The sequence below is a fragment of the Paenarthrobacter sp. NPDC057981 genome (assembly GCF_042886835.1).
GTDB lineage: Bacteria > Actinomycetota > Actinomycetes > Actinomycetales > Micrococcaceae > Arthrobacter.
Genome location: NZ_JBHVQI010000001.1, coordinates 456,135 through 480,719 on the forward strand (window position 1 = coordinate 456,135; position 24,585 = coordinate 480,719).

Annotated in this window: 24 protein-coding genes; 14 read left to right on the forward strand and 10 right to left on the reverse strand. The window is 62.1% G+C overall.

The genetic code is table 11. The annotated features are described in order from the left end of the window. The first annotated feature begins 84 nt into the window (after nucleotides 1–84). From ACFVSI_RS02105 to ACFVSI_RS02125, 5 genes are all read left to right on the forward strand, one after another. Entirely contained in the window at nucleotides 85–1,695 is a 1,611-nt protein-coding gene (locus ACFVSI_RS02105; protein ID WP_387819398.1) for a multicopper oxidase family protein, read from the forward strand. Further along, nucleotides 1,692–2,186, forward strand: coding sequence for a signal peptidase I (gene lepB, locus ACFVSI_RS02110; RefSeq protein ID WP_387819400.1), 495 nt, complete (start codon nucleotides 1,692–1,694; stop codon nucleotides 2,184–2,186). Before ACFVSI_RS02105 ends, lepB begins: the two co-directional genes overlap by 4 nt. Nucleotides 2,187–2,303: 117 nt before the next feature. Next, the gene (locus ACFVSI_RS02115; protein WP_387819402.1) at nucleotides 2,304–2,894 is read left to right on the forward strand and encodes a molybdopterin-dependent oxidoreductase; all 591 of its coding nucleotides are present in this window, start codon (nucleotides 2,304–2,306) and stop codon (nucleotides 2,892–2,894) included. 10 nt (nucleotides 2,895–2,904) lie between these two features. Then, nucleotides 2,905–3,642 (forward strand): ferredoxin reductase, encoded by a 738-nt coding sequence (locus ACFVSI_RS02120; RefSeq protein WP_387819403.1) that lies wholly within the window; start codon nucleotides 2,905–2,907, stop codon nucleotides 3,640–3,642. Then, on the forward strand, nucleotides 3,639–3,971 hold the full coding sequence (locus ACFVSI_RS02125) for a DUF6510 family protein (RefSeq protein WP_387819404.1): 333 nt from the start codon (nucleotides 3,639–3,641) through the stop codon (nucleotides 3,969–3,971). The genes ACFVSI_RS02120 and ACFVSI_RS02125 overlap by 4 nt, the downstream gene beginning before the upstream one ends. Before the next feature lie 20 nt (nucleotides 3,972–3,991). Here the strand turns inward: ACFVSI_RS02125 and ACFVSI_RS02130 are convergent, their stop codons facing one another. From ACFVSI_RS02130 to ACFVSI_RS02160, 7 genes are all read right to left on the reverse strand, one after another. Then, entirely contained in the window at nucleotides 3,992–4,996 is a 1,005-nt protein-coding gene (locus ACFVSI_RS02130) for a hypothetical protein (protein ID WP_387819406.1), read from the reverse strand. A gap of 149 nt (nucleotides 4,997–5,145) precedes the next feature. After that, nucleotides 5,146–7,365: a catalase gene (locus ACFVSI_RS02135; RefSeq protein ID WP_387819408.1), complete on the reverse strand. Its 2,220-nt coding sequence runs from the start codon at nucleotides 7,363–7,365 to the stop codon at nucleotides 5,146–5,148. Between the two features lie 140 nt (nucleotides 7,366–7,505). Beyond that, nucleotides 7,506–8,456 (reverse strand): helix-turn-helix domain-containing protein, encoded by a 951-nt coding sequence (locus tag ACFVSI_RS02140; protein ID WP_387819410.1) that lies wholly within the window; start codon nucleotides 8,454–8,456, stop codon nucleotides 7,506–7,508. Between the two features lie 240 nt (nucleotides 8,457–8,696). After that, a complete protein-coding gene (locus ACFVSI_RS02145) occupies nucleotides 8,697–9,623 on the reverse strand; it encodes an EAL domain-containing protein (RefSeq protein ID WP_387819411.1) in 927 nt (308 codons plus the stop codon). A 305-nt stretch (nucleotides 9,624–9,928) separates the two neighbouring features. Continuing rightward, complete coding sequence (locus tag ACFVSI_RS02150) at nucleotides 9,929–10,696, reverse strand: SCO1664 family protein (protein WP_387819413.1); 768 nt, start codon at nucleotides 10,694–10,696, stop codon at nucleotides 9,929–9,931. Then, nucleotides 10,696–11,247: a DUF3090 domain-containing protein gene (locus ACFVSI_RS02155; RefSeq protein WP_387819415.1), complete on the reverse strand. Its 552-nt coding sequence runs from the start codon at nucleotides 11,245–11,247 to the stop codon at nucleotides 10,696–10,698. The genes ACFVSI_RS02150 and ACFVSI_RS02155 overlap by 1 nt, the downstream gene beginning before the upstream one ends. Nucleotides 11,248–11,271: 24 nt before the next feature. After that, entirely contained in the window at nucleotides 11,272–11,964 is a 693-nt protein-coding gene (locus ACFVSI_RS02160) for a histidine phosphatase family protein (protein ID WP_387819417.1), read from the reverse strand. Between the two features lie 206 nt (nucleotides 11,965–12,170). Here ACFVSI_RS02160 and ACFVSI_RS02165 point away from each other — a divergent pair, with 206 nt between their 5' ends. The 3 genes from ACFVSI_RS02165 (at nucleotide 12,171) to ACFVSI_RS02175 (ending at nucleotide 14,163) form a co-directional block, all read left to right on the forward strand. Beyond that, entirely contained in the window at nucleotides 12,171–12,908 is a 738-nt protein-coding gene (locus ACFVSI_RS02165) for a GAF and ANTAR domain-containing protein (RefSeq protein WP_387819419.1), read from the forward strand. A 235-nt stretch (nucleotides 12,909–13,143) separates the two neighbouring features. Continuing rightward, complete coding sequence (locus tag ACFVSI_RS02170; protein ID WP_387819421.1) at nucleotides 13,144–13,863, forward strand: GAF and ANTAR domain-containing protein; 720 nt, start codon at nucleotides 13,144–13,146, stop codon at nucleotides 13,861–13,863. 78 nt (nucleotides 13,864–13,941) lie between these two features. Further along, the gene (locus tag ACFVSI_RS02175; protein WP_387819423.1) at nucleotides 13,942–14,163 is read left to right on the forward strand and encodes a hypothetical protein; all 222 of its coding nucleotides are present in this window, start codon (nucleotides 13,942–13,944) and stop codon (nucleotides 14,161–14,163) included. A gap of 26 nt (nucleotides 14,164–14,189) precedes the next feature. On the opposite strand, the gene ACFVSI_RS02180 is transcribed toward ACFVSI_RS02175, so the two are convergent. Beyond that, a complete protein-coding gene (locus ACFVSI_RS02180; RefSeq protein ID WP_387819425.1) occupies nucleotides 14,190–14,855 on the reverse strand; it encodes a GAF and ANTAR domain-containing protein in 666 nt (221 codons plus the stop codon). Nucleotides 14,856–15,101: 246 nt separating this feature from the next. Then, nucleotides 15,102–16,559 (reverse strand): aminotransferase class I/II-fold pyridoxal phosphate-dependent enzyme, encoded by a 1,458-nt coding sequence (locus tag ACFVSI_RS02185; protein WP_387819427.1) that lies wholly within the window; start codon nucleotides 16,557–16,559, stop codon nucleotides 15,102–15,104. Between the two features lie 113 nt (nucleotides 16,560–16,672). On the opposite strand from ACFVSI_RS02185, the gene ACFVSI_RS02190 reads away from it, so the two are divergent. Further along, the gene (locus ACFVSI_RS02190) at nucleotides 16,673–18,055 is read left to right on the forward strand and encodes a M20/M25/M40 family metallo-hydrolase (protein ID WP_387819429.1); all 1,383 of its coding nucleotides are present in this window, start codon (nucleotides 16,673–16,675) and stop codon (nucleotides 18,053–18,055) included. Here ACFVSI_RS02190 and ACFVSI_RS02195 read toward each other — a convergent pair. Further along, complete coding sequence (locus tag ACFVSI_RS02195; RefSeq protein ID WP_387819431.1) at nucleotides 18,052–18,861, reverse strand: cyclase family protein; 810 nt, start codon at nucleotides 18,859–18,861, stop codon at nucleotides 18,052–18,054. The genes ACFVSI_RS02190 and ACFVSI_RS02195 overlap by 4 nt on opposite strands. A gap of 298 nt (nucleotides 18,862–19,159) precedes the next feature. Between ACFVSI_RS02195 and ACFVSI_RS02200 the strand changes: the two genes are divergently transcribed. From ACFVSI_RS02200 to ACFVSI_RS02220, 5 genes are read left to right on the forward strand one after another with little or no spacing between them, the layout of a single operon-like run. Beyond that, nucleotides 19,160–20,494, forward strand: coding sequence for an MFS transporter (locus ACFVSI_RS02200; protein WP_387819433.1), 1,335 nt, complete (start codon nucleotides 19,160–19,162; stop codon nucleotides 20,492–20,494). Nucleotides 20,495–20,537: 43 nt separating this feature from the next. Next, nucleotides 20,538–21,677: a thiolase family protein gene (locus tag ACFVSI_RS02205; protein WP_387819435.1), complete on the forward strand. Its 1,140-nt coding sequence runs from the start codon at nucleotides 20,538–20,540 to the stop codon at nucleotides 21,675–21,677. Continuing rightward, nucleotides 21,674–21,991, forward strand: coding sequence for a zinc ribbon domain-containing protein (locus tag ACFVSI_RS02210; RefSeq protein ID WP_387819437.1), 318 nt, complete (start codon nucleotides 21,674–21,676; stop codon nucleotides 21,989–21,991). The genes ACFVSI_RS02205 and ACFVSI_RS02210 overlap by 4 nt, the downstream gene beginning before the upstream one ends. A 50-nt stretch (nucleotides 21,992–22,041) precedes the next feature. After that, on the forward strand, nucleotides 22,042–23,586 hold the full coding sequence (locus ACFVSI_RS02215) for an ATP-dependent acyl-CoA ligase (protein ID WP_387819718.1): 1,545 nt from the start codon (nucleotides 22,042–22,044) through the stop codon (nucleotides 23,584–23,586). A gap of 29 nt (nucleotides 23,587–23,615) precedes the next feature. Further along, nucleotides 23,616–24,560 (forward strand): LysR substrate-binding domain-containing protein, encoded by a 945-nt coding sequence (locus tag ACFVSI_RS02220; RefSeq protein WP_387819439.1) that lies wholly within the window; start codon nucleotides 23,616–23,618, stop codon nucleotides 24,558–24,560. The last annotated feature ends 25 nt before the right edge of the window (nucleotides 24,561–24,585 follow it).

The window sequence follows — 24,585 nt, forward strand, 5'->3', positions numbered from 1 at the left end:
TTTTCCCAAGAAGTGAGTAGATCGGGCAGGGAATCCCCAAGCTGGACACGGCAGAGTCTGGGTATTGAGCAAAGGAGGTACCTGATGTCCATGTCACGCCGCCAGGTTCTGTTGGTCGGAGGGCTGGGAGTCCTCGGGGCAGGAGCCGCGATGTTCCCGACCGGTTCGGTGGAGGCCAAATCTGCCAGCCGCATCAGTGATAACGAGATGCCACGACCGTTCCAGGCAGACTTTGTCCAGGCGCCGATGCTCGCGCCCTATGCAACAGGCACCGATCCCGCTGACGGGTTGCCGGTCAACTACTACAGGGTGACCGAAAAGGCCGACACAGCCCGCATCCTTCCTCGACTGACAACTCCCATTCTGGGATACAACGGCGTGTTCCCCGGCCCTACCATCAGCCTGGACCAAGGCACCAAAGCCGTGCTGCGGGTCCGTAACCAGCTCCCTGCCCAGCACGCGTTGGACGGACACGCGCTGTCCACGTCCACCCATCTGCACGGCTCGGCCTCGTTGCCGCAATATGACGGCTACGCGTCCGACATCACGCACCCCGGCTTTTACAAGGATTACCACTACCCCAATTTTCAGCCCGCACGCACGCTCTGGTACCACGACCACGGTGTCCACTTCACGGCCCTCAACGCATACTCCGGCCTCGCAGCGCAGTACCACTTGCACGACCCCATCGAACGCCAGTTGCTCCCGCAGAATCGCTACGATGTGGCCCTGACCATCAACGATGTCATGTTCGCCTCCGACGGCTCACTCGGCTACGACGACAACTCCCACTCCGGACTGTGGGGTGACGTGATACTGGTCAATGGCAAGCCGTGGCCGGTCATGAAAGTGCAGAAGCGTGTTTACCGCTTCAGAATCCTGAACGCCTCCATCTCCCGCTCCCTGCGGCCCACCCTCAGTACCGGAGATCCCTTGATAGTGGTGGGAACCGACGGCGGCCTGATGCCGACCTCCCAGAGCGTGGCAAGCTATCGGCATGGCGGCGCGGAGCGTTATGAAGTCCTGATCGATTTTCGCAAGTACAAGACGGGCCAGCGGATTGAACTAAGAAACCTTTCCAACAAGAACAACGTGGACTACGACTACACCAACAAGATCATGGCCTTCGACGTCACTGACGATGCCGTGGACTTGACCGACCCCACCTGGAACCGTATCCCCACCACGTTGACAGGCAGTGAGGCGATGTCGTTGAAGGCCAGCCAAGCGGTGAAAACCCGAGCTTTTCGTGTCAAGCGCAGCGACAGCACAAATATGTGGACCATCAACGATGACAGTTGGCAGGACGTCATAGCGAGCGGCTACAAGAAGGTTGCCGCAGACCCCGCACTGAACTCTGTGGAGATCTGGGAGATCGAAAACAAATCAGGGGGCTGGTTCCACCCGGTCCACATTCACTTGGTCGATTTCCAGATCCTCAGCCGCAACGGTCAGGCACCGTTCGCCCACGAAAGGGGGCCCAAGGATGTAGTGTACGTGGGTGAGGACGAGAAGGTCCGTCTCCTCATGAAGTTCACACCCCACGCCGGCCTCTACATGATGCACTGCCATAACCTTCCCCATGAGGATCACGACATGATGGTCCAGTTCCGGGTGGGTCTCAAAGAGTCGGATGTGGATGTCAACGACCCCATGACTGCGGCGAAGGCTGAGTGGGATGACGTGAAGGAATGAGTACGCGTGCCCTTCGCGGCCTCTCGGCGGCAATCGTCCCGCTCGTGGTCATCCTTGCCGCCAGGGCGTGGCTGGTTGAACCGTTCACGGTGTCCTCGGACAGCATGGAACCAGCCATCGACAAGGGTTCGGTGGTGCTGTTGTACAAACCAGCTGTAGCTTCGGGCTTGGTCCGCAGAGGTGTTGTAGTAGCCTTCGCCGACCCGGAAGACGGCAACACCACCATCAAACGGGTTATTGCCCTTGAAGGGCAGGTTGTAGCCATCCGCGACGCGGAGCTCTACGTGGACGGGCAATACGTAAGGGAACCCCTCATCGATCACAGCCGCATCGATGCAACGTACTTCGGGCCGTTGACTGTTCCAACGGGGAAGATCTTCGTGCTGGGCGACAACAGGGGTGTGTCCATCGATTCCCGGGACTACGGTGCCGTGCCCCTTACCGCCGTCCGCGGCGCCATCATGACTGGCCGACACCAGTGCTGCCTCTAGCCGAAGTGCCGTGGGAGTGCAGCTGACGGAAGATCTCTGGACCCGGGCCCATCCTTGACCTATGGTGAGGGCATCAGCGGCCAAAAGCCGGGTGGGGCTCCGTCGTGGAGGTGCATCATGGGTATCATTTCGTCCGGTTTCCGTGGACGCCGGTCCGGGGATCCCGCCTTGCCTCCCGGCCAGCACCTAACGCAGGACTTTCCAGTGCTGACGGCCGGGCCGGCCCCGCTGATCGCCCTGGACTCCTGGGAGTTTTTCATCGCCACGGAACAAGGCCAACGGCATTCCTGGTCCTGGGACGACTTCATGGCCTTGCCGCAGGAGGAAATTACCCAGGACATCCACTGCGTGACCAGCTGGTCGAAACTGGGAACAGTGTGGCGCGGAGTGTCGGTGGATGCTTTTTTCCAAAACGTTGAGACAACCAGCGACTTCGCCACGGCACACTCGTTCGGCGGCTACACCACGAATGTTCCTCTGTGGGATCTGTTGGGCGGCAAGGCATGGGTGGTGTGGGAATTCGACGGCGAGCCGCTGGCGCGGGCCCATGGCGGCCCGGCACGGCTTCTGGTGCCCCATTTGTATTTCTGGAAGAGCGCCAAATGGATTCATGGCCTTGAGCTGACAGCGGAAGATCGTCCCGGTTTCTGGGAATCGAACGGCTATCACGTTCACGGCAACCCGTGGCGGGAGGAGCGGTACTCATGAGGCAGGTGCCGTGAGCTCCGTATGGCAAGTCGCGGAAGTGGTCGGGGGGATGGACGAGAACGCCACTGCCAGGACCATCCGGCTCAGGGTGGAGGGCCTGATGGGACATCTGGCGGGACAGCATATCGACATCCGGCTGACCGCCGAGGACGGTTACACCGCCATCCGCTCATACTCTGTGGCCTCCGCCGCCGCGGACGGGCAACTGGAGATCACCGTTGACGAACTGCCCGACGGCGAAGTGTCGCCTTACCTTGTCCGGGACCTGATGGTGGGGGACCGCCTGGAAATCCGGGGACCCGTGGGCGGCTGGTTTGTCTGGCGGCCCAGCAACGTCAACCCCGTTCAGCTGATCGGAGGAGGCTCGGGCGTGGTGCCTTTGATGTCCATGATCCGCGCACATCAGGCGTCCGGCAGCACATCGCCTTTCCGGCTGTTGTACTCACTTAAATCGCCCGATACCGCGCTCTACGGCGACGAATTGGAGCGTTTGGACCGCGAATCGGACTCGTTGACGGTGGACTACGTTTATACGCGCTCGACGCCGGAGGCCTGGCCGTCGCTGCCGGCCCGCCTGACGTCGGAGACACTTCTGGCCAGAATTTTCCCGGCTGATGAGAACCCGGATGTGTTTGTGTGCGGTCAGACCGTTTTCGTTGAGGCAGTCGCGGACTGGTTGGTGATGGCCGGCTATTCGCCGGAGTCCATAAAGACCGAACGGTTTGGCGGAACGGGAGGCATCCAGTGAACGGCGCCCATGACGTGGCTTTCCCCGAACCCGAGGATCAGGACATTGCCGCGGCACCGCATGACCCGATCCCTTACGTGGACGGGAACGCGGCGGCAGGCGCCCTGTCTGAAATCTTCCGCATCGACATCATTGCCGCGCTTGGACGCTGCCGGCACTGCGGCTCAGTGCGCGCTTTCGGGGCGGCCATGGTCTTCACCGATGCTCCTGGCATCGTGGTGCGCTGCCGCGATTGCCAGGGCGTCCTGCTGCGGCTTGTGCAGACGCCAACCCGATACTGGCTGGATCTGAGCGGGCTCAGCTACCTGGAGATTGACCGAGGGGAGTAGCCCGCTGCAATACGGCCCGCTCATTTGTCGTCTCCCTCGTCCGCAAGCGTGTTGCGCCGTTGCTCCTCACGTTTGGAATACGCGGCCGCGCGGACTGCCTCCTCGGACTCCAGTCCGCTGCCAAGGGCCCCGCCGACAGTGGCCGCTGAGGCGACAAACCACGTCAGTATGAACAGGTCGCCGTAGTCGAGGGATGCTTTGAGGTAGCCCCCCATAACGGCAGGGTCGAGCACAAACAGGGCCCACGCCAGATTCACTACGTAGAGTGCCAGATAGCAGATGACCACCCCAATGGTGAGGGTGATCAGGGTGGACGTGTTATAGAGGCGGGACCGTTCCTTGGTGGCGTCAGAATTGTCCTCAGCCTTATCCCACAGTCCGGCATCGACGACGAGCCAGCCAACCACCAGGGCAATGGAAGCGAGCATGGCAACTATGAGGCGCCAGGGCGAGAGAGAGCCAGCCAACAGCCAAACCGTCGAGTTAATCGTCGCGACCGCTCCCGTAGCCAGTGCCGCGACGAGAGCGGATTTGAGCCCGGGCACCAATAGCCAGGGCCGATTCGCCAGGACCATTCCCACCAGCAACCTGAAGCGGCTGGTGAAGCGGGGGAGAGGCACACTTTCCTCGTCTTGCGCCGTACCGTCCATTCCGCTGACAAGTGACCGTACTGCGTGCCGGCCGCGCCGGTGCATGCGTATTCCGCCGAGGGCCGGCAGTGACAATACGGCCGCGCGTTGTCCAGGGTCGGTCTCAGCCAGCAGGTACCGGCCGTCATCTTCGTCGCGGAAGGGAAGCTCGGTCAGCCCGATGACCACATCCCATTTATGGTCGCGGGCGTGATCCCGAAGTCGCGCCAAGGCGGTGTCGACATCCTCGGAGCCCATGCTGAAGGGCTCACTGACTACCTCAATGTTCCACTCCGGGTGGCCCTTGCCGCCTGGCGGCTTGAGGTCACACAGTCGGTGTGCAAGCTGTGTGGGCGCGGCGGGGTCGGCCATAAGGCCGACCTGAAGCGGCTTCATCACGGCAACCTACCACAAAACGGCAGTGGAGCCGACCCCACCGGCGGCCAATGTCCTGCCTTCAACCGAACTCTTTGGCAGGCAGGCTTTGATTGGATGCCGCTGGGGGCGACCCCACTTGTTTCCGGGTTTTCCGGGCAGGCAGACTGTTAGGCCGATGCCGGCGCGAACCGCTCCCACACCCGGTGGGCTGCCAGCAGCCCGACCAAGTCCTGGACCAGGGATTCACCGTTCTTCCCGGTCACAATGCCCGGCGTGCCTTCCGGAATGCCGGCCGCAGCCAGCGCCGCTGAGCCGCCATCCAAGGTGGCAATGGCTTTCGCGTGCCGGAAAGCCTCGGTCAGAAGCAATACTGCTCGAGGATCCAACTCGCCACCGGGAGCGCCGGCCTTGGCATCGAGCCCGGGTGCTGCGTCAGGTGCCGGGGCGGGAGCTGTTGCCACAATGACCGCATCAAACTCAGTTGAACGGGCGGTGAGATAAGTCCGCTGGACGGGGATCCCGCCGTCGTCCTCCGCACCGAGGAAGCCGCCTTCCGGTGCGATGACCAGCGGAACGATGCCCTCGGCATCCAGAGCCTTTCGAGCCGCCTCCACGGCGGGCAGATCGCTTTCCTGATCGGCCAGAATTCCCACGATGCGGCCGGTGACGGGCCAGGTTTTCCCCACCTGCGACAGGGCAGGGCTGGATTCGGAATCCGGCACCTCCACGGTGGCGGCAGGTGCTGGAAGGCCCAGACCCTTGGCCACTTCGGCGCACAGATCGGCGTCCATGTTGGCCAAAGAGGCGAGCTGGCGTTCCCGGATGGATTTTTCGTAGCACTTGCCCAGCTCGAACGTGTAGGCCTGGATCACGTGGTCCCGCTCGATGGGGCTCAGGCTGCGGAAGAAGAGCCTCGCCTGGCTGTAGTGGTCGTCGAAGGTCGCCGGGTTGCGGCGCTCTTTGAGGGACGCGGCGAGTTCTTCCGGGACATCGATGAACGCTCCGACGTCCTGGCCGGCGTGGAAGGGACAACCGCCGTCGAGGGAGTTGGGGCGGTAGGGGGCGACTCCGCTGTGGTCTGCCTGCTGGTGCATCCCGTCGCGCAGCATGTCGTTGACCGGAGCCTGCGGGCGGTTGATGGGAATCTGGCCGAAGTTGGGGCCACCGAGACGCGAGATCTGGGTGTCCAAGTACGAAAAGAGCCGGACCTGCAGCAGGGGATCATTGGTGACGTCGATTCCGGGGACCAGGTGGCCGGGGTGGAAGGCCACCTGCTCGGTTTCGGCGAAGTAGTTGGTGGGATTGGCGTTGAGGGTCATGACGCCGATGGGTTGGACCGGGGCCAGTTCCTCGGGCACGAACTTGGTGGGATCAAGGAGGTCGATGCCTTCGAACATCTGGTCCTCGGTGTCCGGGAACGTCTGGACTCCGAGTTCCCACTCGGGGTAGGCGCCGGCTTCGATGGCGTCGGCCAGGTCCCGGCGGTGGAAGTCGGGGTCCATGCCGTTGATGATCTGGGCTTCTTCCCAGACGAGGGAATGGACACCCTGCTTCGGCTTCCAATGGAACTTCACCAAGGTGGTGCGCCCCTCCGCGTTCACGAACCGGAAGGTGTGAACGCCGAAGCCTTCCATGGTCCGGTAGGAGCGGGGGATGCCACGGTCGGACATGTTCCACATCGTGTGCGCCTGGGCCTCGGTGTGGAGGGAGACGAAATCCCAGAAAGTGTCGTGAGCGCTTTGTGCCTGCGGAATCTCGCGGTCCGGGTGGGGCTTCGCTGCGTGCACGACGTCGGGGAACTTGATGCCGTCGTGGATAAAGAAGACAGGAATGTTGTTTCCCACGAGGTCGTAGGTGCCCTCGTCCGTGTAGAACTTCGTTGAGAAGCCACGGGTGTCACGGACCGTATCGGCTGAACCGCGGGAGCCCAGCACGGTGGAGAAACGGACGAAGACGGGGGTCTCCACGTCCTTGGCCAGGAACCCGGCGCGGGTGAGGTTGGCTGCGGTGCCGTAGGAACGGAATACTCCGTGGGCGCCGGCTCCGCGGGCGTGGACTACGCGCTCAGGGATGCGCTCGTGGTCGAAGTGCGTGATCTTCTCCCGCAGGTGGTGGTCCTGCAGCAGGATGGGGCCACGCGGGCCGGCCTTCAGGGAATGGTCGGTATCGGCCAGGCGAAGTCCTTGTGCTGTGGTCAGGTACTGGCCGGACTGGGCACGTGCAGTGGCCGGCGCCCCGGTGGGAGTACCCGTTGGAGAGACAGCCTCGGGCGCGCGCTGGTCCGGCTTGGGCGGCAGGGGTTCGCGGGGAGTGGTGGGCTCTTCCAAACTGGCCGGCTCGCTGCCAGAGACTCCGGGGATGCTGATGTCGCGCTTCTTGTCCGCCATGAAATTCTCCTCAGAATGGGTAAACCAGCAGTGTTCTACCGATGGGGCGAGATGCTAAGCATGCTTAGCATGTTTTGTACCCTAGGGAATGTTGTTCAACACTGCAAATTAAATTCGGTCCCAGCGTGGAGAATGAAGCGCTACGGCCCCAGGAGCTTTCGTATACCGGCGGCGTGTACTTGTGCGAGTCCAGGTTGCTCCTGCACGTCACCGAGCGAGAGTCCGGTGACGTCCTTGACGGCGCGGCGCATGGCTTGCAGATTTGTGAACCCACTGGCCTCGGCAATATTCGCGAGCGACCGCATCCAGGAATCTGTGTCGGAAAGGAGTTCCAAGGCTTCCACAGTCCTCAAGGCACGGATGAACTTGTTCACTTGCAGGGCTTCGGCTTCAAAAAGGTAGTAGAGAGCCCGGCGGGAGAGATGCGAATAGGCCACCACCTGCTCAACGTTCAAGTCCGGATTCCGGTAGTTCCTCCTCATGAACTTCTTGATCGCGGCTATGCGCGCCGGTTTCACCTCAGCGTCATCGACGCGTGCTTCCAGCAAGGAGCCGACCAAGCCGGTCATCATGGATCGGAAAACAGGCTGCAGGCGGCCAACTTCCCGCTCCACGTTTGCGTCCTGCCAGCTGGATAACGCCGGAACCATCAACCCGCGGACCAAGGGGTGATCCCTGATATCGCCCAAGCCTTCCAACCGCTTGATCGATGTGTCGTTCAGGCCCAACAGGTGACGGTCAAAATGCAACCTGACTGCACTGAGGCCCTTTGGTGCGTGGAAACTGCCGGCGGAGGAGTGGTCGAGGAACCTGACGGTGCCTTGGGCAATCTCCTCGGATCGTCCGGAGAAACTGAATCCCGCGCATGAACTTCGGAAGTACACCAGCCAGTTTTGAGCAGGAGCCGGGGCCCTCCAGTGGCAGATGGCCGGTTCGTTAACTACGTCCACCAGGCTGAAGCCGGGTCCCTCGAGGCTCACGGCCGTTGGATTGAAGCCCGGCCGGATCTGGCGTTCGGTCTTTTCCAGGCGTGCCGGGGTGTCAATGGCGCTGCCATACCAGCACCGCCAGTGCTCAAACCTTTCCTCCAAATTCAGCCCCGTTGGGACGGCGTAACGTTTGATCCCTTCACCACGCGGTGTGCGGGAATCGGGCGATGAATGATCGGGGCTGGTCGAGGGGGTGCATTTCATGGGGTATGGCCTTATGGCTGCCTGGCAGCCGTGTTTCTGCTGAGCATTTCTGCTGAACTTCAGTGCAGCGCGCTCATGCGATGGGAAGTTACAAGTCTAGGTACAGTGCAGGGCACACGTGGTCACCAGTGGTGGACATCACAGCTCTTGCCATGTCCGCCACACCTCCGGTTCGACGGCGGGATGCCCGAGCAGATATCCCTGCCCTGCGGTCACTCCCAGCTCCCTTACTGCTGCCAGTTCTTCCTCGGTCTCGATTCCTTCGGCAACCAAGGTCGCTCCAATACCCGCAGCGAACGTCACCATGGCCGCTCCGAGGGCCTTTTTGGCCTGGTTCCCTTCAATTCCGGAGACGAGGTCCCGATCCAGCTTGATCACGTCGGGCTGCACGTGAAGGATGTGGCGCATCGATGCAAACCCGGCGCCGGCATCGTCAACCGCGATCCGTAAACCAAGCGCGCGTGCTCGCGCCAGGGCTGCGCAGAGAGATGGGTAGTCCGTCACTGGACTGTGTTCGGTCAGCTCCAGGACAATTCGTTCAGCAGGCAACGATGAGCCCTGAAGAATGGCGTCCATGCGCGGATCACAACATGCCTGTGGAGACACATTCAGAGAAACGTAGAGATGGTCCGGGAGTGCCGCGGCGGCCGCGAGTGCACTCTCCAACGCCAGGAACTCGAGCTCAAGTACACATCCCGCGGAGGCGGCGTCGGCAAACCAAGCGTCAGGTGCCTGGATGGGCCAACCGGAGAAGCGGGTCAGCGCTTCGACTCCGGTGACCTCGCCGGTTTCCAAGTAATGGATTGGCTGAAAAGCCGTTGACACGGCCCGGCTGCTGATGATGTCCTGCACCTGGGCGCTCAGCCTTTCATCGGCCAGGCCTGCACCGCTCCCAGGGGCTGTCAGCTCGGCGGTACCCTTGGGGCCGGTGGCCTTGAAGGCGAGCTGAACCAGCACCGACGAAATAATTCCTGTTGCCGCGCCCGCGAAAAAGACATCCGGCCCGGCACCTTTGCGGCGTGCACCGCTGCGCACTGACTGTGTGATGGCTGTGAAGATCACCATTGCAAAACACTATGGTTCCCGTGCGGAGGGAAGGGCGTGCAGCTGTATCACTCTGTGCAGTGTTGCTCTCGGGGCATTACATTTCGTGCAAAGCGGAAAAGGCCCTCCGGCTCACTGCACGGATTGAGTGCCCAGGCAGGAAATTTTGCACGCTTCAGTATCGAGCCGCTCGTTCGCTCCGGGATCGGCGGCTAGGCTTGTCAACGTTCCTGTCCCGCCCGGCCATCCCCCAAGTCGCTGGGCGGGGCGGGGACCTTACCGCCGTCGTCGAAACCGTTGGGATTCCCGCTCTGCTGGATGTACAGCTAGAACAGCGGCCACGGGACGGCCGGCATACCGCCCTGCGGCGCAGGAAACCGTCCGGCAGTACACAATCGTAAGCAACGCGCATGAAGCGCTGCGATTTCCTCGGCGGTGAGCAACCCGGCCAAGTCGCGCCCCAGGTCGCCGTCCAGTCCTTCGCGGACACGCTCGACGCCTTCACGTTCCTCGTCGGTCAAGAAGTCTCCCAGCCATCCCCAAAGGACCGTGCGCAGCTTGTGTTCGCTATTAAAGGTCAGCCCGTGGTCCACCCCGTGCCGGTGCCCGTCAGGCATGGCAAGGATGTGGTTGCCTTTACGGTCAGCGTTGTTGACGACGGCGTCGAACACGGCCATCCGTCGGAGGGTGGGTGAGTCTTCGTGGATCAGGGCGACCATTCGCCCGTTGTCGTCCTGGCCCTCAAGAACGGCTTTCCAACCCGCATCCGGCACAAGGTCCGTCGCGACCAGGTCCACCGGGTTTTGCCCGGGGTCCTGCTCCTTCCACAACTGCACCATACCGGTCCCCAGGGGACCGTCCCGCAGCCACGTTCGCGGCACGATGTTCCAGCCGAGGAGCTGGGATACCAGATAGGAGGCTACCTCCCGGTGCGCCAGCGTACCGTCCGGAAAATCCCACAGCGGGCTCTCACCCGCTATCGGCTTGTAGACGACAGTCACCTCGCCGATGCTTCCTAGAAACGTAGCGTTCGACGCCGTCGTGATGCGTCCGGTAAGCGTCATCTCGTCGGCGACCAGGTCCGGTTCTGCCATCAGACCTCAGGAAGCCTGCAGCTATGGCCTTCGGGGTCTATGGGGTATCCGCAGATGGCGCAGCTGGGCCGGCCGGCTGCGACGATTTCATGGGTGCGCTTGGTGAACGCGCGGGCAGTGCCCACCGGCATGCGCACCAGGAGCATCTCGGTGTCCTCGGGCCCGTTGCTTTCGAGCGGTTCATCGAGGTCGTCAACGTCGGCATCGATCGGATAAGCCTCTATGACGACTTGTGCGGTGGTGGGATCCCAACCCAGGCTCATGGCGCCAGCGCGGAACTGCTCCACGGGAGACTCGAGCGGCTCATTGTCGTCCAGCTCAACAGGGCTGCCCGACGGGACGCTGAAGGGGTTGTCCTTTACGGTGCTGAGCTGGTCCAGGAGTTCGTCGATCTTCTCTGCCAGCTGTGCGGACTGTTGCTTCTCAAGGGCAACACTCACGATCTGCGTCCCCGCGCGCACCTGCAGATAGAACGTGCGGGCTCCTGGTAGGCCAATGGTGCCAATGACAACCCGGTCCGGCCAGGCAAACTCGTGAACACGCGTAGGCATGTCAGTATTTTATGCACATGCGCCTCACGGCGTCTTCTGCCCTGCGCCGCCGCCGACCTGCGCATCCCCGGAAGCAACGCCGTTCGCCAGCCACGACAGATCACCGGCGTCCGTATTCGTGGCGTAAACGCTCGGTCGGTGGGCGCCATAGTGCACGATGGATACGGAGGCGGGACTGACATTGATCCGCTGGAACAAGTCCAGGTGCATGCCGAGGGCGTCGGCGAGGACCGACTTGATGACATCGCCGTGACTCACTGCCACCCAAACGGCTCCCGGGCCGAACTCCGCTTCGAACGCGGCATCGTGGCGCCGGATCGCGGCTACGGCCCGTGCCTGCATCCCGGCCATGGACTCACCGCCGGGGAAGACGACGGCGGATGGTTGCGCTTGGACTGTGGGCCACAATGGCTCCGTGGCGAGTTCGCTGAGGGCGCGGCCCTGCCATTGGCCGTAATCGCACTCGGTGAGATCCTCCTCGACCGGCGCGTGCGGACTGCCGGCCTGCCGATCAAGGATGACTTGAGCCGTCTCCCGGCAACGTTCCAGAGGGCTGGAGACTACTCCCGCAAGAGGTACGGCAGTGAGGCGGTCTGCGGCCCGGATCGCTTGCTCCCGCCCGGTCTGGTCCAGCCTCACTCCCGCGGCCCGCCCGGCCAGCAGTCCGGTTGCATTGGCCGTGGTGCGGCCGTGCCGTACGAGGATAACTGTCGCCATTCACCCAGCCTAACCACCTGATCCGGGGTGTTGTGAACCATTTATACGGAAAGGAACACGTGGGAAACTGAGGGTTTGAAAGAAGCCACTTAAATGCGGCATAGTGGACTCAAAATTTCGCTGAAGAAGCCCGGCGCCCTTTTCGCTTTACCGCGGAGGTTTGATGCGCCCCCCTGCCCACCGTCAGTTCCTCTCGGGAGATTGACATGGAAACCCGGGAACAAAACGAAGACTTCAAGAACCTCCATCAGTTGATTGCTGCTGGAGACGTCAGGGATTTCCTGGACGGCATGACGCAGTATGCCGCCACGACGCTGAGCCGGGCCGCCGGGGTGCGTGTGGAGTGTGCCGTGACGTTGTGGAGGCGTAAGCGTGCGGTCACCGTTGCCGCAAGCAGCGAAAATGCGCTTCTGCTGGATGGTATCGAGCAGGCCATCGGAAGCGGTCCTGCGCAGGAGGCCTTGGAGATGTCAATACCTGTGCTGCTTGCAGACGCGACGACTGACCCTAGATGGCCTGAGTACTGCAAGGACCTTGCCTCGGCAGGGTTTGAAAGTGCGTTAGGGGTTCCGTTGTCTTTGGGAGTGGACTCGGCAGCGGCGCTGAACTTCTTTGCTTCCGAGGCCGGAAAGTTCACGGAAGACGCTGTCCGCGAAGCCGCAGTGTTCGCGGACATAGCCGCCCAGGCGCTGCGGCTCGCCCTGCGTATTTCAACAGCTGACCTTTTGGCCGAGGACCTGAAAGCGGCCATGGCCCGGAGGACTGCCATCGACCTTGCATGCGGCATGATCATGGCCCAAAGCCGCTGCACCCAGAGCGAAGCCTTCGCTTTTTTGCAGCAGGCATCCCAGAACAGGAACCAAAAACTGCATGATGTCGCGGAAGGCATTATCGCGGGGATTTCCGAACCGCAGGAAGCCACGAAGACGTTTTTTCAGGACTAGGGCTGTGCTCCGGAGGCGGGCGGCGTCCGGCGGGGCGCGTTGCGAACTAACGATCTGTGCGGTGGACTATCGTGGTGCGCTGTTCTGAGCCTTCAATCCTTACTATAATAAGGATACTTATCAACGTCGGTTCTTCGTGGACTGTGGAGCGGCGCGGAAAGGTCAAGAATGATGGCTGGGAATGATGTGGATCGGCCCCGCGAAGGATGGCGACGCGGAAGATGTGGTGTTACCGGTGAATGAGCTGCCCCTGACGGATGAGCTGGCTGTGATGTTCGCGCGGGCCTCGAACATGCTGCTTACTGAAGAAACGGTGTCGAATGCCCTCGCATTGATTACAGAAGCGGCCGTGCTTGCCGTCGATGACGCCGTGGGTGCAGGAGTGTCGTTGATGGAAGCCGATGGGAGGCGCAGCAGTGCGGCCTCCACCTCGACGCTTGTGGCCGCCGCGGACGCACTGCAATACGAGCTGGGGCAAGGGCCCTGCCTGACCGCCTGGGCCTCGGGCAAGCCCGTGGATTCGGAGGACATTCGTACGGATCTCCGGTGGATTCAATGGGGGCAGGCAGCGGCGGATCTGGGAGTGCGTTCCTGCGTCAGTGTGCCGCTGCTCTCCGGTGATCTGGCCTTTGGGGCCATTAAGGTCTATTGGGAGGCGCCGGGAACCGCCTCGCCTCGACTGATCCACCTGTTGGAAGCCTTTGCTTCGCAGGCCTCGATCTTCCTGGTCAACGCACTTGCCAAGGAGAGAGTCTCGGCGCTCAGTGACCAGCTCAAATCGTCCCTGGCGCACCGCGACCTGATTGCAACGGCCAAGGGCATCACCATGGCCACGCTGGGCCTTGGGGAGCAGGAGGCTGTGCTGCATTTGATCGCACGGTCCAACAAGGAGAAGCGTCGGCTGCATGAGTTGGCGCGTGAAGTCATTGACAACGTGCCGGGATCCGCTGATTGACCGGGGGAGACTATGAGCTTTGCGAGTGGTGAGGAGTTGCAACGGCACCAGTTTCGCTTGGCGTTGGAAGATACTGACTTGACCCTGGAGCAGGTCTGGATGGCCTACTTCGGCATCGGTGGCGCGTCGGGCCTTGTCGAAATTCAGGCGTACTACTACGGCGCTCTCAGCTTGCCGCCGCTGGAGCGTGATTTGCTGGCCCATGCGCTGAACGAGACGTTGGATGCACGCGGCGATAATGGCAGGCGGGCCAGCTATGGGCACGACACCTTGGGTGGGGAGAATGACGCTGAGGGGTAGTAATCTCCTTGTGGTGCCGCTATTTATCAGGATTCATCGTCATCGAGCGCACCGGGCTGCATGTGTGATGGTATTCCTGCCGAAGTCGAACCCCTGAGGATTTCCGTCGCAATCTCGCGGATCCTGCGATTGTTGTTGACTGCAGCGGCGCGGAGGAGGTCCATGGCCTGCTCGCGGCTGCAAAGGTTCTGAACCATGATCAACGATACGGCCGCGTCCACGACGGCTCGTGACTGCAGGGCTGATTTAACGTCCTCCGGCACTTCCGGGTCCGCGTGCAGCCTAAGAGCCAGACGCAGTGTTTTCGAGATCGAAACGGCGTGCGCCTGGACCGCTGCAACCGTTCGCTTATCGAAAACCCCCAGGGTTAATGCGTAGCAATTCAGTGCGGCCCGCGAGGCGCCGTCGCTCTTAATTGGTACGGCCAGAACAGACCTGACTCCTTCGCCCGCTATTCGCTCGGCGTATTTCCGCCATCCACCATCCTCGCTGAGATCCTCTATGAGGACAGTGCGTTGGTGCCGTAGGGCGGTGAGGCAAGGTCCGTCGTCGAGCGCGTATTGCTTTTCGTCGAGTCTCCGGGCCTTGTCGCTACTGCTGGCCACGGTGGCGGGAGAAGTATCCCTTTCGACGGTGATGGCGCACAACATTGGATCCCGGGTTCCGAGAAGTGAGGCTGAGATTGTGGTCAACCCCAGGAGAAAGTCTGCAAACCCCGAATTCTCCAGCAGTAAGTCCTGCAGTTGTTCCGCGGTTGGTCCCGCGTAATCGGCCATGTCGCCCCGATTCAAAACACGCGGATGGTCAGGCTGTCCTTAGATGTACCCGGCAGGCCACCAGGCCTGCAATGCTCCGTTGCCGTTAACGCTACGCTTCAAAAACGCAATGCACACCCATCAGTTAAGGGCCTGGAGCGCGCAACAGCTGATCGGCCCTGATCATTGGTCCCGCTGGTGCGCCACCACGCGAATAGTGCTCACTGAGGGGTCCGATGGATCCGGCAGCACCATTCCGGCAGCGGAGCCGCTGCGCAGGTAGTTGACCGCCGCCGCGTTGATCCTTTCGCCGGGGAGGATCGCCGGAACACCCGGGGGATAGGGGGTGATCTGCTCGGCCGCAATGCGGCCAGCTGCTTCCTCCGCCGGACCGAAGAAAGCGTCCCGGGGCAACATGACCGTTTCCATCTCCAGATCCTCCGGTTCCGGGACCTGGACCTTTGGTGGCGTTGGCAGCTCCCGGGCAGCATAGATGAGGTCCCGCAGAGCTGTCAGGAGTCGTTCGGTGGTTTCTTCGTTGTCGGACTGGGACAACGTTGCCTCTATGCGCCGGTGGTCGTTGAGTCCGACGTCGATCCGGTGCGTCGCACGCAGCCAGTCTGCTGCCTGGTAGCCGCTGATCCCCAGCTCTCCGACGTCGATCAGGACGTGAAGTGGGTCAAAGTCATGAGATGCTTCTGCCCTGGTCAACTCAGATCCCAGGACGTGGAGGCCGTCCATGGCGTCGATCTCGATTCTGACTCTGTCTGCGAGAGTAAGGGCATTCTCCAGCAGCTTCCGGCCTTCCTGCACCATCTGTCGTCGCCAACCATCGATTGCGGCATAGATCATCACATTCGCGCTGGTCGTTGAGAGCAGGTCGGCACACTGGCTAAGTCGTACCGGATCCACCAGGTTGCCTTGGAGATGGTAAATGGAACCCTGCTCGAAGCCCATGCCCATTTTGTGCACGCTGACCACGCAGATGTCTGCTCCCGCGTCCATGGCCCACGTCGGAAGGCGGTCATGGAAGGGCAAATGCGCGCCCCAGGCTTCATCAATGATCAGTGGCTTTCCACGGGAGTGGCAGATTTCGGCAATCTTTGCGATATCCGCACAGGTCCCGTACGGGGTTGGGCTCGTGATGAACGCCGCGGCGGCGTCCGGGTACCGCTGCCACATCTTTTCCACTTCTTCAGGGGATGGCGGATGCGCGATGTGGAGTTCGCGGTCCCACTGGGGGCGGATCCAGCGAGGCTGGAGGCCGGAGAGGATAATTCCGGCCACCACTGATTTGTGTGCGTCACGTCCGATCAGCAGATCACCGTTGCCCTTGGTGACGGCGAGGATCGAGGCCTTCACCGAGAGTGAACTCCCGCAGGTGGAAAAGAAGGCCTTCTCTGCCCCGACTGCTTCAGCCATGAGTTCCTCGGCCTTGCTCAGGTACTTGCCGGAGGACTTGCGGTCGTCGATGCCCGCCGTGGAAAGGACATCGGATCTATAGGGATCGGCTCCCAAAATGTCCAGGGCGCGGGGGTCGGCGCCCCTTCCCTGGCGATGCCCGGGTGGGGTAAAGCCGTAGCGGTCAAGGCGGTGGTACTCGGCCAGCGCCTCCAGCAGGGGTGCTACATTCTGGTCCATTGCCATTCCGTCCTTGCGCTAGAAGTAAGTAAGCTGACAATCAAGTCATCCCCGTCATCTTTTCCGTACCCCTCAAGACGCAAGGTGAATCGTCCATGAAGGTTTTGCCGGACTTGCCACGATCCACAATCGCGCGGATTGCCGCAGCTGTGGACTCGGCTCTGGACCGGCACCGCGGGATTCTTTCGAATCTCGTCGAGGTACCGGGAGTGGCGTGGCCGGGGTTTGATCCCGAGCACTTGGAGCGCAGTGCCGCCGAGGTCCGCAAGCTCTTCGAAAACGGGGGTCTTCCCAATGCTGCGATCATTCGCGGCGAAGGGCCCGACAGGATGCCCGGGGCACCCGCAGTGCTGGCCCGGCGAACCGCATCACCCGGATTTCCGACCGTCCTGCTCTACGCCCACCATGACGTGCAACCCGCCGGGCCAGCTGAGGCGTGGGCCACTCCGCCCTTTGAAGCAACGGAGCGCGAAGGCCGGATCTTTGGGCGGGGCGCCGCTGATGACAAGGCCGGTATCGTCATGCATCTGGCGGCCATTCACGCGTTGGACATGGCTCTTGGGCCAGCACACGGTCTCGGGCTCAGCGTGTTCATCGAGGGGGAGGAGGAAGCCGGCTCGCCTACGCTTCACAGTATTTTCGCGGAGTATGGACAGGCGCTCCGTGCGGACGCAGCCATCGTGGCTGACTCCGGGAGCTGGGAAATCGGAACTCCTGCCCTGACCTCAAGCCTGAGGGGATTGGTGGACGGGATCATCCGGGTTCGTGTCCTGGACCATGCTCTGCATTCCGGCACTTATGGTGGTCCGGTCCTGGATGCGCTGACCGTTCTGGCGCGGCTCATGGCCAGTTTCCACGACGACGACGGCTCCGTTGCCGTGGAGGGGTTGTTGGCGGCGTCCGGCCCGAAGCTTGAGATGGATGAGCAGGTCTTCAGGAGGGACGCAGGCGTGCTGCCTGGTCTGAAATTGGCTGGCCGCGGTTCGCTGACGTCGAGGCTCTGGGCTACGGCGGCCCTTTCCTTCGTGGGCCTGGATGCCCAATCCACAGCGACCGCCGGCAATGTCCTGTTAGCTGAAGCGTCCGTGAAATTCAGTCTCCGGATACCGCCCGGCGCTAGCCCCGACGATGCAATGGAAGCAGTGAGGCGACACGCCACGAAGCATGCGCCGTTCGGTGCAGAACTGGAGTTCGTCCCCGGAGCGCGGAGCCGACCCTTCAGCGTAGCGCCCAACGATCCGATGGTTGAGGCAGCGCTATGGTCCCTGAAGACAGCATGGAACGCTGACGCGGTCATGATGGGTGTCGGTGGTTCCATACCCTTCGCGGCGGCGCTGGCTGAGCAGCAGCCAGGCTGCTCCGTCCTGATCACCGGGGCGGAAGATCCTGATACACGCGCCCATGGGGCGAACGAATCCGTGCACCTCGGCGAACTCCGGAATGCGATCGTGGCAGAGGCGCTCTTCTTGGCGCAACTGCACTTCTCCTGCCGCTAACTGTCCTCAACCAACGCAAGCACTCGTGCCGGACTGCCGGTTCCCCCGACAATCGGCAGCGGAGCAACGATCAAAGCCGCGCCCACCGGAGGCAGCTCCCCCAGATTGCGAAGCGAGGTGATGCCGTACTTGTCATTGCCCAACAGGTAATGATGGGCAGGGAAGGGCGGTTGTTGGCCGGCAGCGGTGCCGGCATCGATGCCTACGGTCTCCACCCCTATTCCGGACAACGCGGTTTCCTCGGCGATCCAGCGGGCACACTCCACGGTGAGCCCGGGGGAGTGAGGGGTGCCGTCGGCGTCGTTGTTGAGGAATTGCCGCTTGTTCCCGGACCGTTCCTCCCAGCCAGTCCGGATCAGCAGCCAACCGCCGTCGGGCAGTTGTCCATGCTCGCTTTCCCAGGCGCGCAGGTGCTGGACGTCGACCAGGAAGTCGTTGTCGGCGTCGGCTTCCGCGGCGACGTCGAGGACCAGCGCCGGGCCCATAAGCCTGGCGGGCTCGATCCGGGACACGTCCTTGCCATTCTGCCCGGTCGCCCAGTGGGTGGGCGCATCCAGGTGGGTGCCGATGTGCTCACCGGTGTGGATGTTGTGGTGCTTCCAGTGGGGGCCCGGTTCGTTGTACGCGGAGACTTCCTCAAGGGAGAAGTCGATCAGGTTGGCAAATGGCTCAGGCAGCTCCAACGTGGGAGTGCTGCTGGAAAGCGGCGTGGTGAGGTCAACGATCCTTGTGCGCAAGGACCACAAGTCATCGAGCAGCCGGGCCACTCCGGATCCTCCAGTTTGCTTTTCAACACGTGATTCCATGAGAGCTCCTTCTGTTGTGTCGTTTCCGCCCCTGGCCAGTGGCAGCGACGTTAGCACCCGCCCGTTCGGCCTGTAAGCGCAGTTGCCACCAAAATCCCCGACTTACCGGAACCTGCATAGCCCTTGCCGGGTTAGGCATTCGACGGTCCCGGGAACGGGAGGGAGACTGGGAGAACAGCCGTAACCGGCGTCACATCCGTCAGCTTCCACCGTGGGGTGCATGTTCGATCCACTGGCCGTCAGGGCGCGATGAAGGGTCCTCCCAGTGGCGACAATGTTCAGCAATAAAGGAGCACCAATGTCCGATCATCAACTCCGTTCACCGGGGCAACGTCCCGGGGTAGCCCGATACGTTGTCGCCTCACTGGTTGGCAACGCGCTCGAGTGGTACGACTTCTTCCTGTACGCCACGGCTTCGGCCGTTGTGTTCGGACGGTTGTTCTTCCCGGCCGATACCGATCCACTGGTCGGTACAATGGCTGCTTTCGCCGGCTTTGCTGTCGGATTTGCGGCCCGACCCTTGGGCGGCCTTATTTTTGGTCATATCGGCGACCGTCTGGGCCGTAAGCGCTCGCTGGTCTTGACGTTGTCCATCATGGGCATCAGCACAGCCCTTATGGGCCTGCTGCCTACTTACGCCCAAGTCGGGTTGCTCGCACCTGCCCTGCTCATCCTTCTTCGCGTCCTGCAGGGAATTGCAGCCGGCGGCGAATGGGGCGGTGGGGTCCTGCTGATCAGTGAAAACGCCCACAGCAAACGGCGCGGTATGCTGTCCGCCTTCAGCCAAGGTGGCATTTCGCTCGGCTTTGTCTTGTCTTCACTGGCCTTTTTCATGGTCCAACTCATGCCCGAACCCGACTTCCTGGCATGGGGCTGGCGTGTCCCGTTCCTCGTCAGCGTGCTGCTGCTCGGCGTTGGCGCCTACATCCGGTTCAAACTGCCCGAATCCAAGGAATTCAGCGAAGCACGCGAAACCCGTCCGCAACACCGGCTTGCTGCCATCGAGGCTTTGCGCGCCCACCCCCGGGAGATCCTCATCGCCATGGGCCTTCGTGTTGCCGAGAATGGTGGGTCCTACATATTTTTGTCCTTCTCCATCGTGTATGGCGTCCACGTCGGCGTCGACAAAGGGCTCCTTCTCCTGGCTGTCGCGGTGTCCATGCTCGCGTCCTTCGGTACGTATATCTTCTTCGGGTATCTCTCCGACCTCATCGGTCGCCGGGCCGTCTATGCGATGGGTGCGATCGGCATGGGGCTGATCGCTTTCCCGTTCTTTGCGATGATCGACGCCAACACGCCAGCGATCGTGATCCTCGCCTTCCTCCTTGCCAACGGCCTGTGCCACGGCGCGATGATCGGTACCCAGCCGGCGTTCTTCCATGAATTGTTCTCAGCCGAAGTGCGGTACTCCGGCATGGCGATAGCCCATGAGGTCGCTGCAGTATTCGCGGGCGGGATCGCGCCCTTGGTTGCCACGGCGCTGCTCCTGAATTTCAATTCCTCAACGCCCGTGTCCGTCTACGTCATCGCGATGGTGTTGATCACGCTGGTCGCTGTGCTCGCTTCGGGCAGGAAGCGCGGCTTAGGGGCACAGGGCCACAGCAAAATCACGACGCCGGAGACCGTCTCCTAGAGGCCGCCCACGTTCGTTCCGCAACACTCACGAAAGGACCGACATGACGGTCTCCATTATCGGTACCGGGCAATCCAACTACACCCGCCATCCAGCCCCGGGAACAACCACAGCCGGAGTCATTGCCCATGCCGTACGAAACGCCTTGCAGGAAGCAGGACTCAAGCCGTCCGACGTCGACGGCCTTGCGGTTTCCAGCTTCACGCTGGGACCGGACCACGCCATCGACCTCGCCTGGAAAATGGGGTTGAAGCTGACATGGTTGATGCAGGACACCAACGGTGGTGCCAGCGCCGGCGGAATGCTCCAGCACGCTGTGCGGGCCATCGAAGCAGGTGACGCCTCAGTGATTGTCCTTGCGGCCGGCGATCTGATGGACGGAAATGCCTTCTCAGACCTGGTGGCGAACTACAACAGGGCAACGCAGGACCACCTGGCACCGTTGCCCATGCACGGTCCCAACGCCTTGTTTGCGATGCTCACCACCAGGCAGATGGATTCATTGGGCCTCACCCGCGAGGACTACGGCCGCATAGCCATCGCCCAGCGCGAGTGGGCAGAACTGAACCCGGGTGCTGTGTACCGCAAGCCCCTCACCATGGATGAATATCTCGCAGCGCCCATGGTGGCTGCACCCCTCGGACGGTTTGACTGTGTACCTCCCGTGACGGGCGCCGACGCTGTTGTCCTCATGGCCGACACCAGGGCCGGTACACCGCGGGCAAAGATCCTTTCAGTGCGTGCTTCCTACAACGCGGATCAACAGGACGGTGACGGACTTTCCACCGGGTTGCGCCTGATCGCCCCTGGGGCCTGGGCGGAATCCGGACTCGATCCAGCCAGCGTTGATGTGGCCTGCGTCTATGACGACTACCCCGCAATGGTTGTCGCCCAGTTGGCCGATCTCGGGATCCTTCCCGCCGGTGAGGATCCGTCGGTCTTCATCAAGCGTCGCGTCGCCACCCATGAATTGCCGGTCAACACTTCCGGGGGCCAGCTTTCGGCAGGTCAGGCCGGCGCTTCCGGTGGAATGCATGGGTTGACGGAGGCAGCTGCCCAGCTCATCGGCACTGCCGGGGCACGGCAGGTGACTGCCCGGCATGCCGTAGTCAGCGGTTACGGCATGGTGCTCTATCGATACGGGGCCTGCGCCGCAGTCTCGATTTTGGAGGCAGCCAAGTGAGTGTGTTGATCCAGCAATGCCGGAGTTGCCGCACCGAATTGTTTCCCGCCCGGCTGTTCTGTCCGGTCTGTGGCAACGACGGATTCTCCGACGTTTACCAGGACCAGGCAACCATCGAGGAAACCACCATGCTCGCCAGTGGCGGCATTCTGGCCACCCTGCGCTTCGACAGTGGGCTGCGTGTCATTGCGCGCCTGACGGGCACCGAAACCGCGCGCGGACAAAGAGTCGCACTGACCAATGACCCCTACGGGGCGGATAGCGCTGCGGCCTTCGTACCCAACCCGAGCTACTTGAAGGAAGACCAACCATGACATTTCTTGCCACGCCGGGCCGGCCGATGCGGCCGCTAACGATCCCCGAAATGCTCGTTGACCGGGCAAGCAAGGCACCCTCTTCGCCACTCTTGCGCTGCGGTGATGTGAGCCGCGACAGCCGCGCAATGGTGCAAGCGGTCGGCGTTGCAGGTGGCATGTTGCGGAATGCAGGAATTGAGCGGGGGCAAACTGTGGCCCTTATGTGCTCCAACAGGCCTGAACTTCTCGACTTGATTCTGGGCTGCGCGTGGATAGGAGCGGTGGCAGTTCCGATCAACACAGCGAGCCGCGGTGAACAGCTGCGCCACGTTCTGGAAAATTCCCAGGCACGGTTGGTCATCGCCGAGGCGGCCTTCCTGCCACACCTGGCCGCTGTGGCCCCGGACACCGTCAGCACGGTGTGGCTTGTCGATGGCACTGCCGAGGAGCGGGACCATAGTTTCAGCATTGCGCCTCTTCCAGTCACGGCGGTCTATGTCGAGCCCGTCGATGCTGCTCCTTCAGCAACCGCGGCCATCTTGTACACGTCGGGCACCACCGGGGTTTCCAAAGGCGTCCTATGTCCGCAGAGCCAGTTTTATTGGTGGGCGGTCAACATGTCAGAGCAGCTCGGCCTGCGCTCCGATGATGTCCTCTACACCTGCTTGCCGCTTTTCCACACCAATGCGCTCAACGCTTTTATGCAGGCAATTGAGTGCGGTGGCGAATATGTCCTGGGGCCGCACTTCTCTGCTTCCCGCTTTTGGGCTGACGCCTCGGCGGCAGGCGCTACCGTGACCTACTTGCTGGGGGCCATGGTGGGGATCCTTGCAGGCAAGGAAGCAAGTCAGGCTGATCGTCAACACCGCATTCGCCTGGCTCTCTCACCTGCGACCCCGGCCCAACTGGTGGGGCCTTTCCGCGAGCGGTTCGGCATCCAACTTCTGGATGGCTACGGATCGACGGAAACGAACTCCGTCATCGGTTCCACTCCCGAGCAGTGGCGCGCCGGCTACATGGGTAAGGTCCGGCCCGGTTTTTCAATCCGTGTCGTGGACGCTGACGGGGTACCTGTGCCTGACGGTGTTCCCGGGGAACTCCTGATCCGTAGCGACCAGCCCTACGCCGTAGCCACTGGCTATCACGCGATGCCCGAGGCAACGTCAGCGTCTTGGCAGGATCTGTGGTTCCACAGCGGCGACAGGGTGACGGTCGACGACGACGGCTGGGTGAGGTTCGTGGACCGCATTAAGGATGTTATCCGTCGGAGAGGGGAGAACATTTCGTCAATGGAAGTCGAACATGTTCTCAAGCAGCACCCGGCAGTCCTGGACGCCGCGGTATACGCCGTTGATTCCGAACTTGGCGAGGACGAAGTCATGGCAGCCCTGGTAATGCGCGGGCCGGTTGACTTCGTAGAGCTGACGGAGTTCTGCGCGCCACGGTTGGCATCGTTTGCCATTCCACGCTTCTTTCGTGTGGTGGACGAGTTGCCCCAAACGGAGAACGGCAAGGTGAAAAAGCATGTTCTCAAGGCTGCCGGCCGGGAGGTCGCAGCGTGGGATCGGGACATTGCGGTACCGCGCCGGAAGGCCACAGCCGGTGCCCGTTGACGTGGATAGCCCACACGTAGGATATGGAGATGGACCTCCGGGGGCTGCTGACGACTCATCTGAAATTGCGCCATTTGGTGATCGTTCTCGCTATCGCCGAGCATGGCAGCCTGGTCCGCGCAGCGGAGGAGCTGTACCTGACCCAACCCGCGCTCAGCCGGGCCCTCAGTGAGGCCGAACGCGCAGTCGGAGCTGCATTGTTCGAGCGGACGGGCAAAAGAATGGTCCCTACCCCCGCCGGGCTGGCCTACCTTGAGCATTCCAAAGCCATCGTAGGGCACCTGGGTACGCTCCGCCGCAGGGTGGAGGAACTCACGGATCCGAATGTCGGCCTGGTGCGCATAGGGGCCCACGTGACCGGTGCCAACCTGCTCATACCAAGGGCCATCGCCCGGTTCACAGCCGAGCGGCCCATGGTTGAGGTCCGGCTGCGGGAAGCGCCGCCGGAAACCCTCATCCAGGAACTCGGCAATGGTGATTTGGATTTGCTGGTAGGCCGGGTAACAGATCACCCCAGCACCTCACGGCTGAAGCTGGTGCCACTCTATCGGGAGGATTTCCGTATCGTTGCCGCTCCGGGGCATCCGGCGCACGGGGTTTCCCACGTCGGACTGCAGGATTTGGTGGAGTACCCATGGGTGCTCCCCTTGGCTAACACGCCCCTGAGGGACGAACTGGAGGACAACTTCAGGGCTGCCGGACTGGCTTCGCCGGTGCAGCGTGTTGAATCTTCGACGCCGGCGACACTGCGGACACTTGTGGCGGAAGCCGGCTACTTGGCTCTCATGCCGGAGTCCATGGCCGTGGCCGAGGGTGGCTTGCAGATGCTGGAGTTGCACCTTTCCGGCTTGGCCCAGCAGGTCGGGCTGCTGCTCCATGCAGACCGGCCCCTGGCCCTCAGCGCTGCGCTCCTGGTCAAGAAGCTGCAGGAAGTAGGGGCTGAAATAAAGCAGGACCTCGAGGATCCTGCGTAAGCATCGCAAAAGGCAGATCAACCTC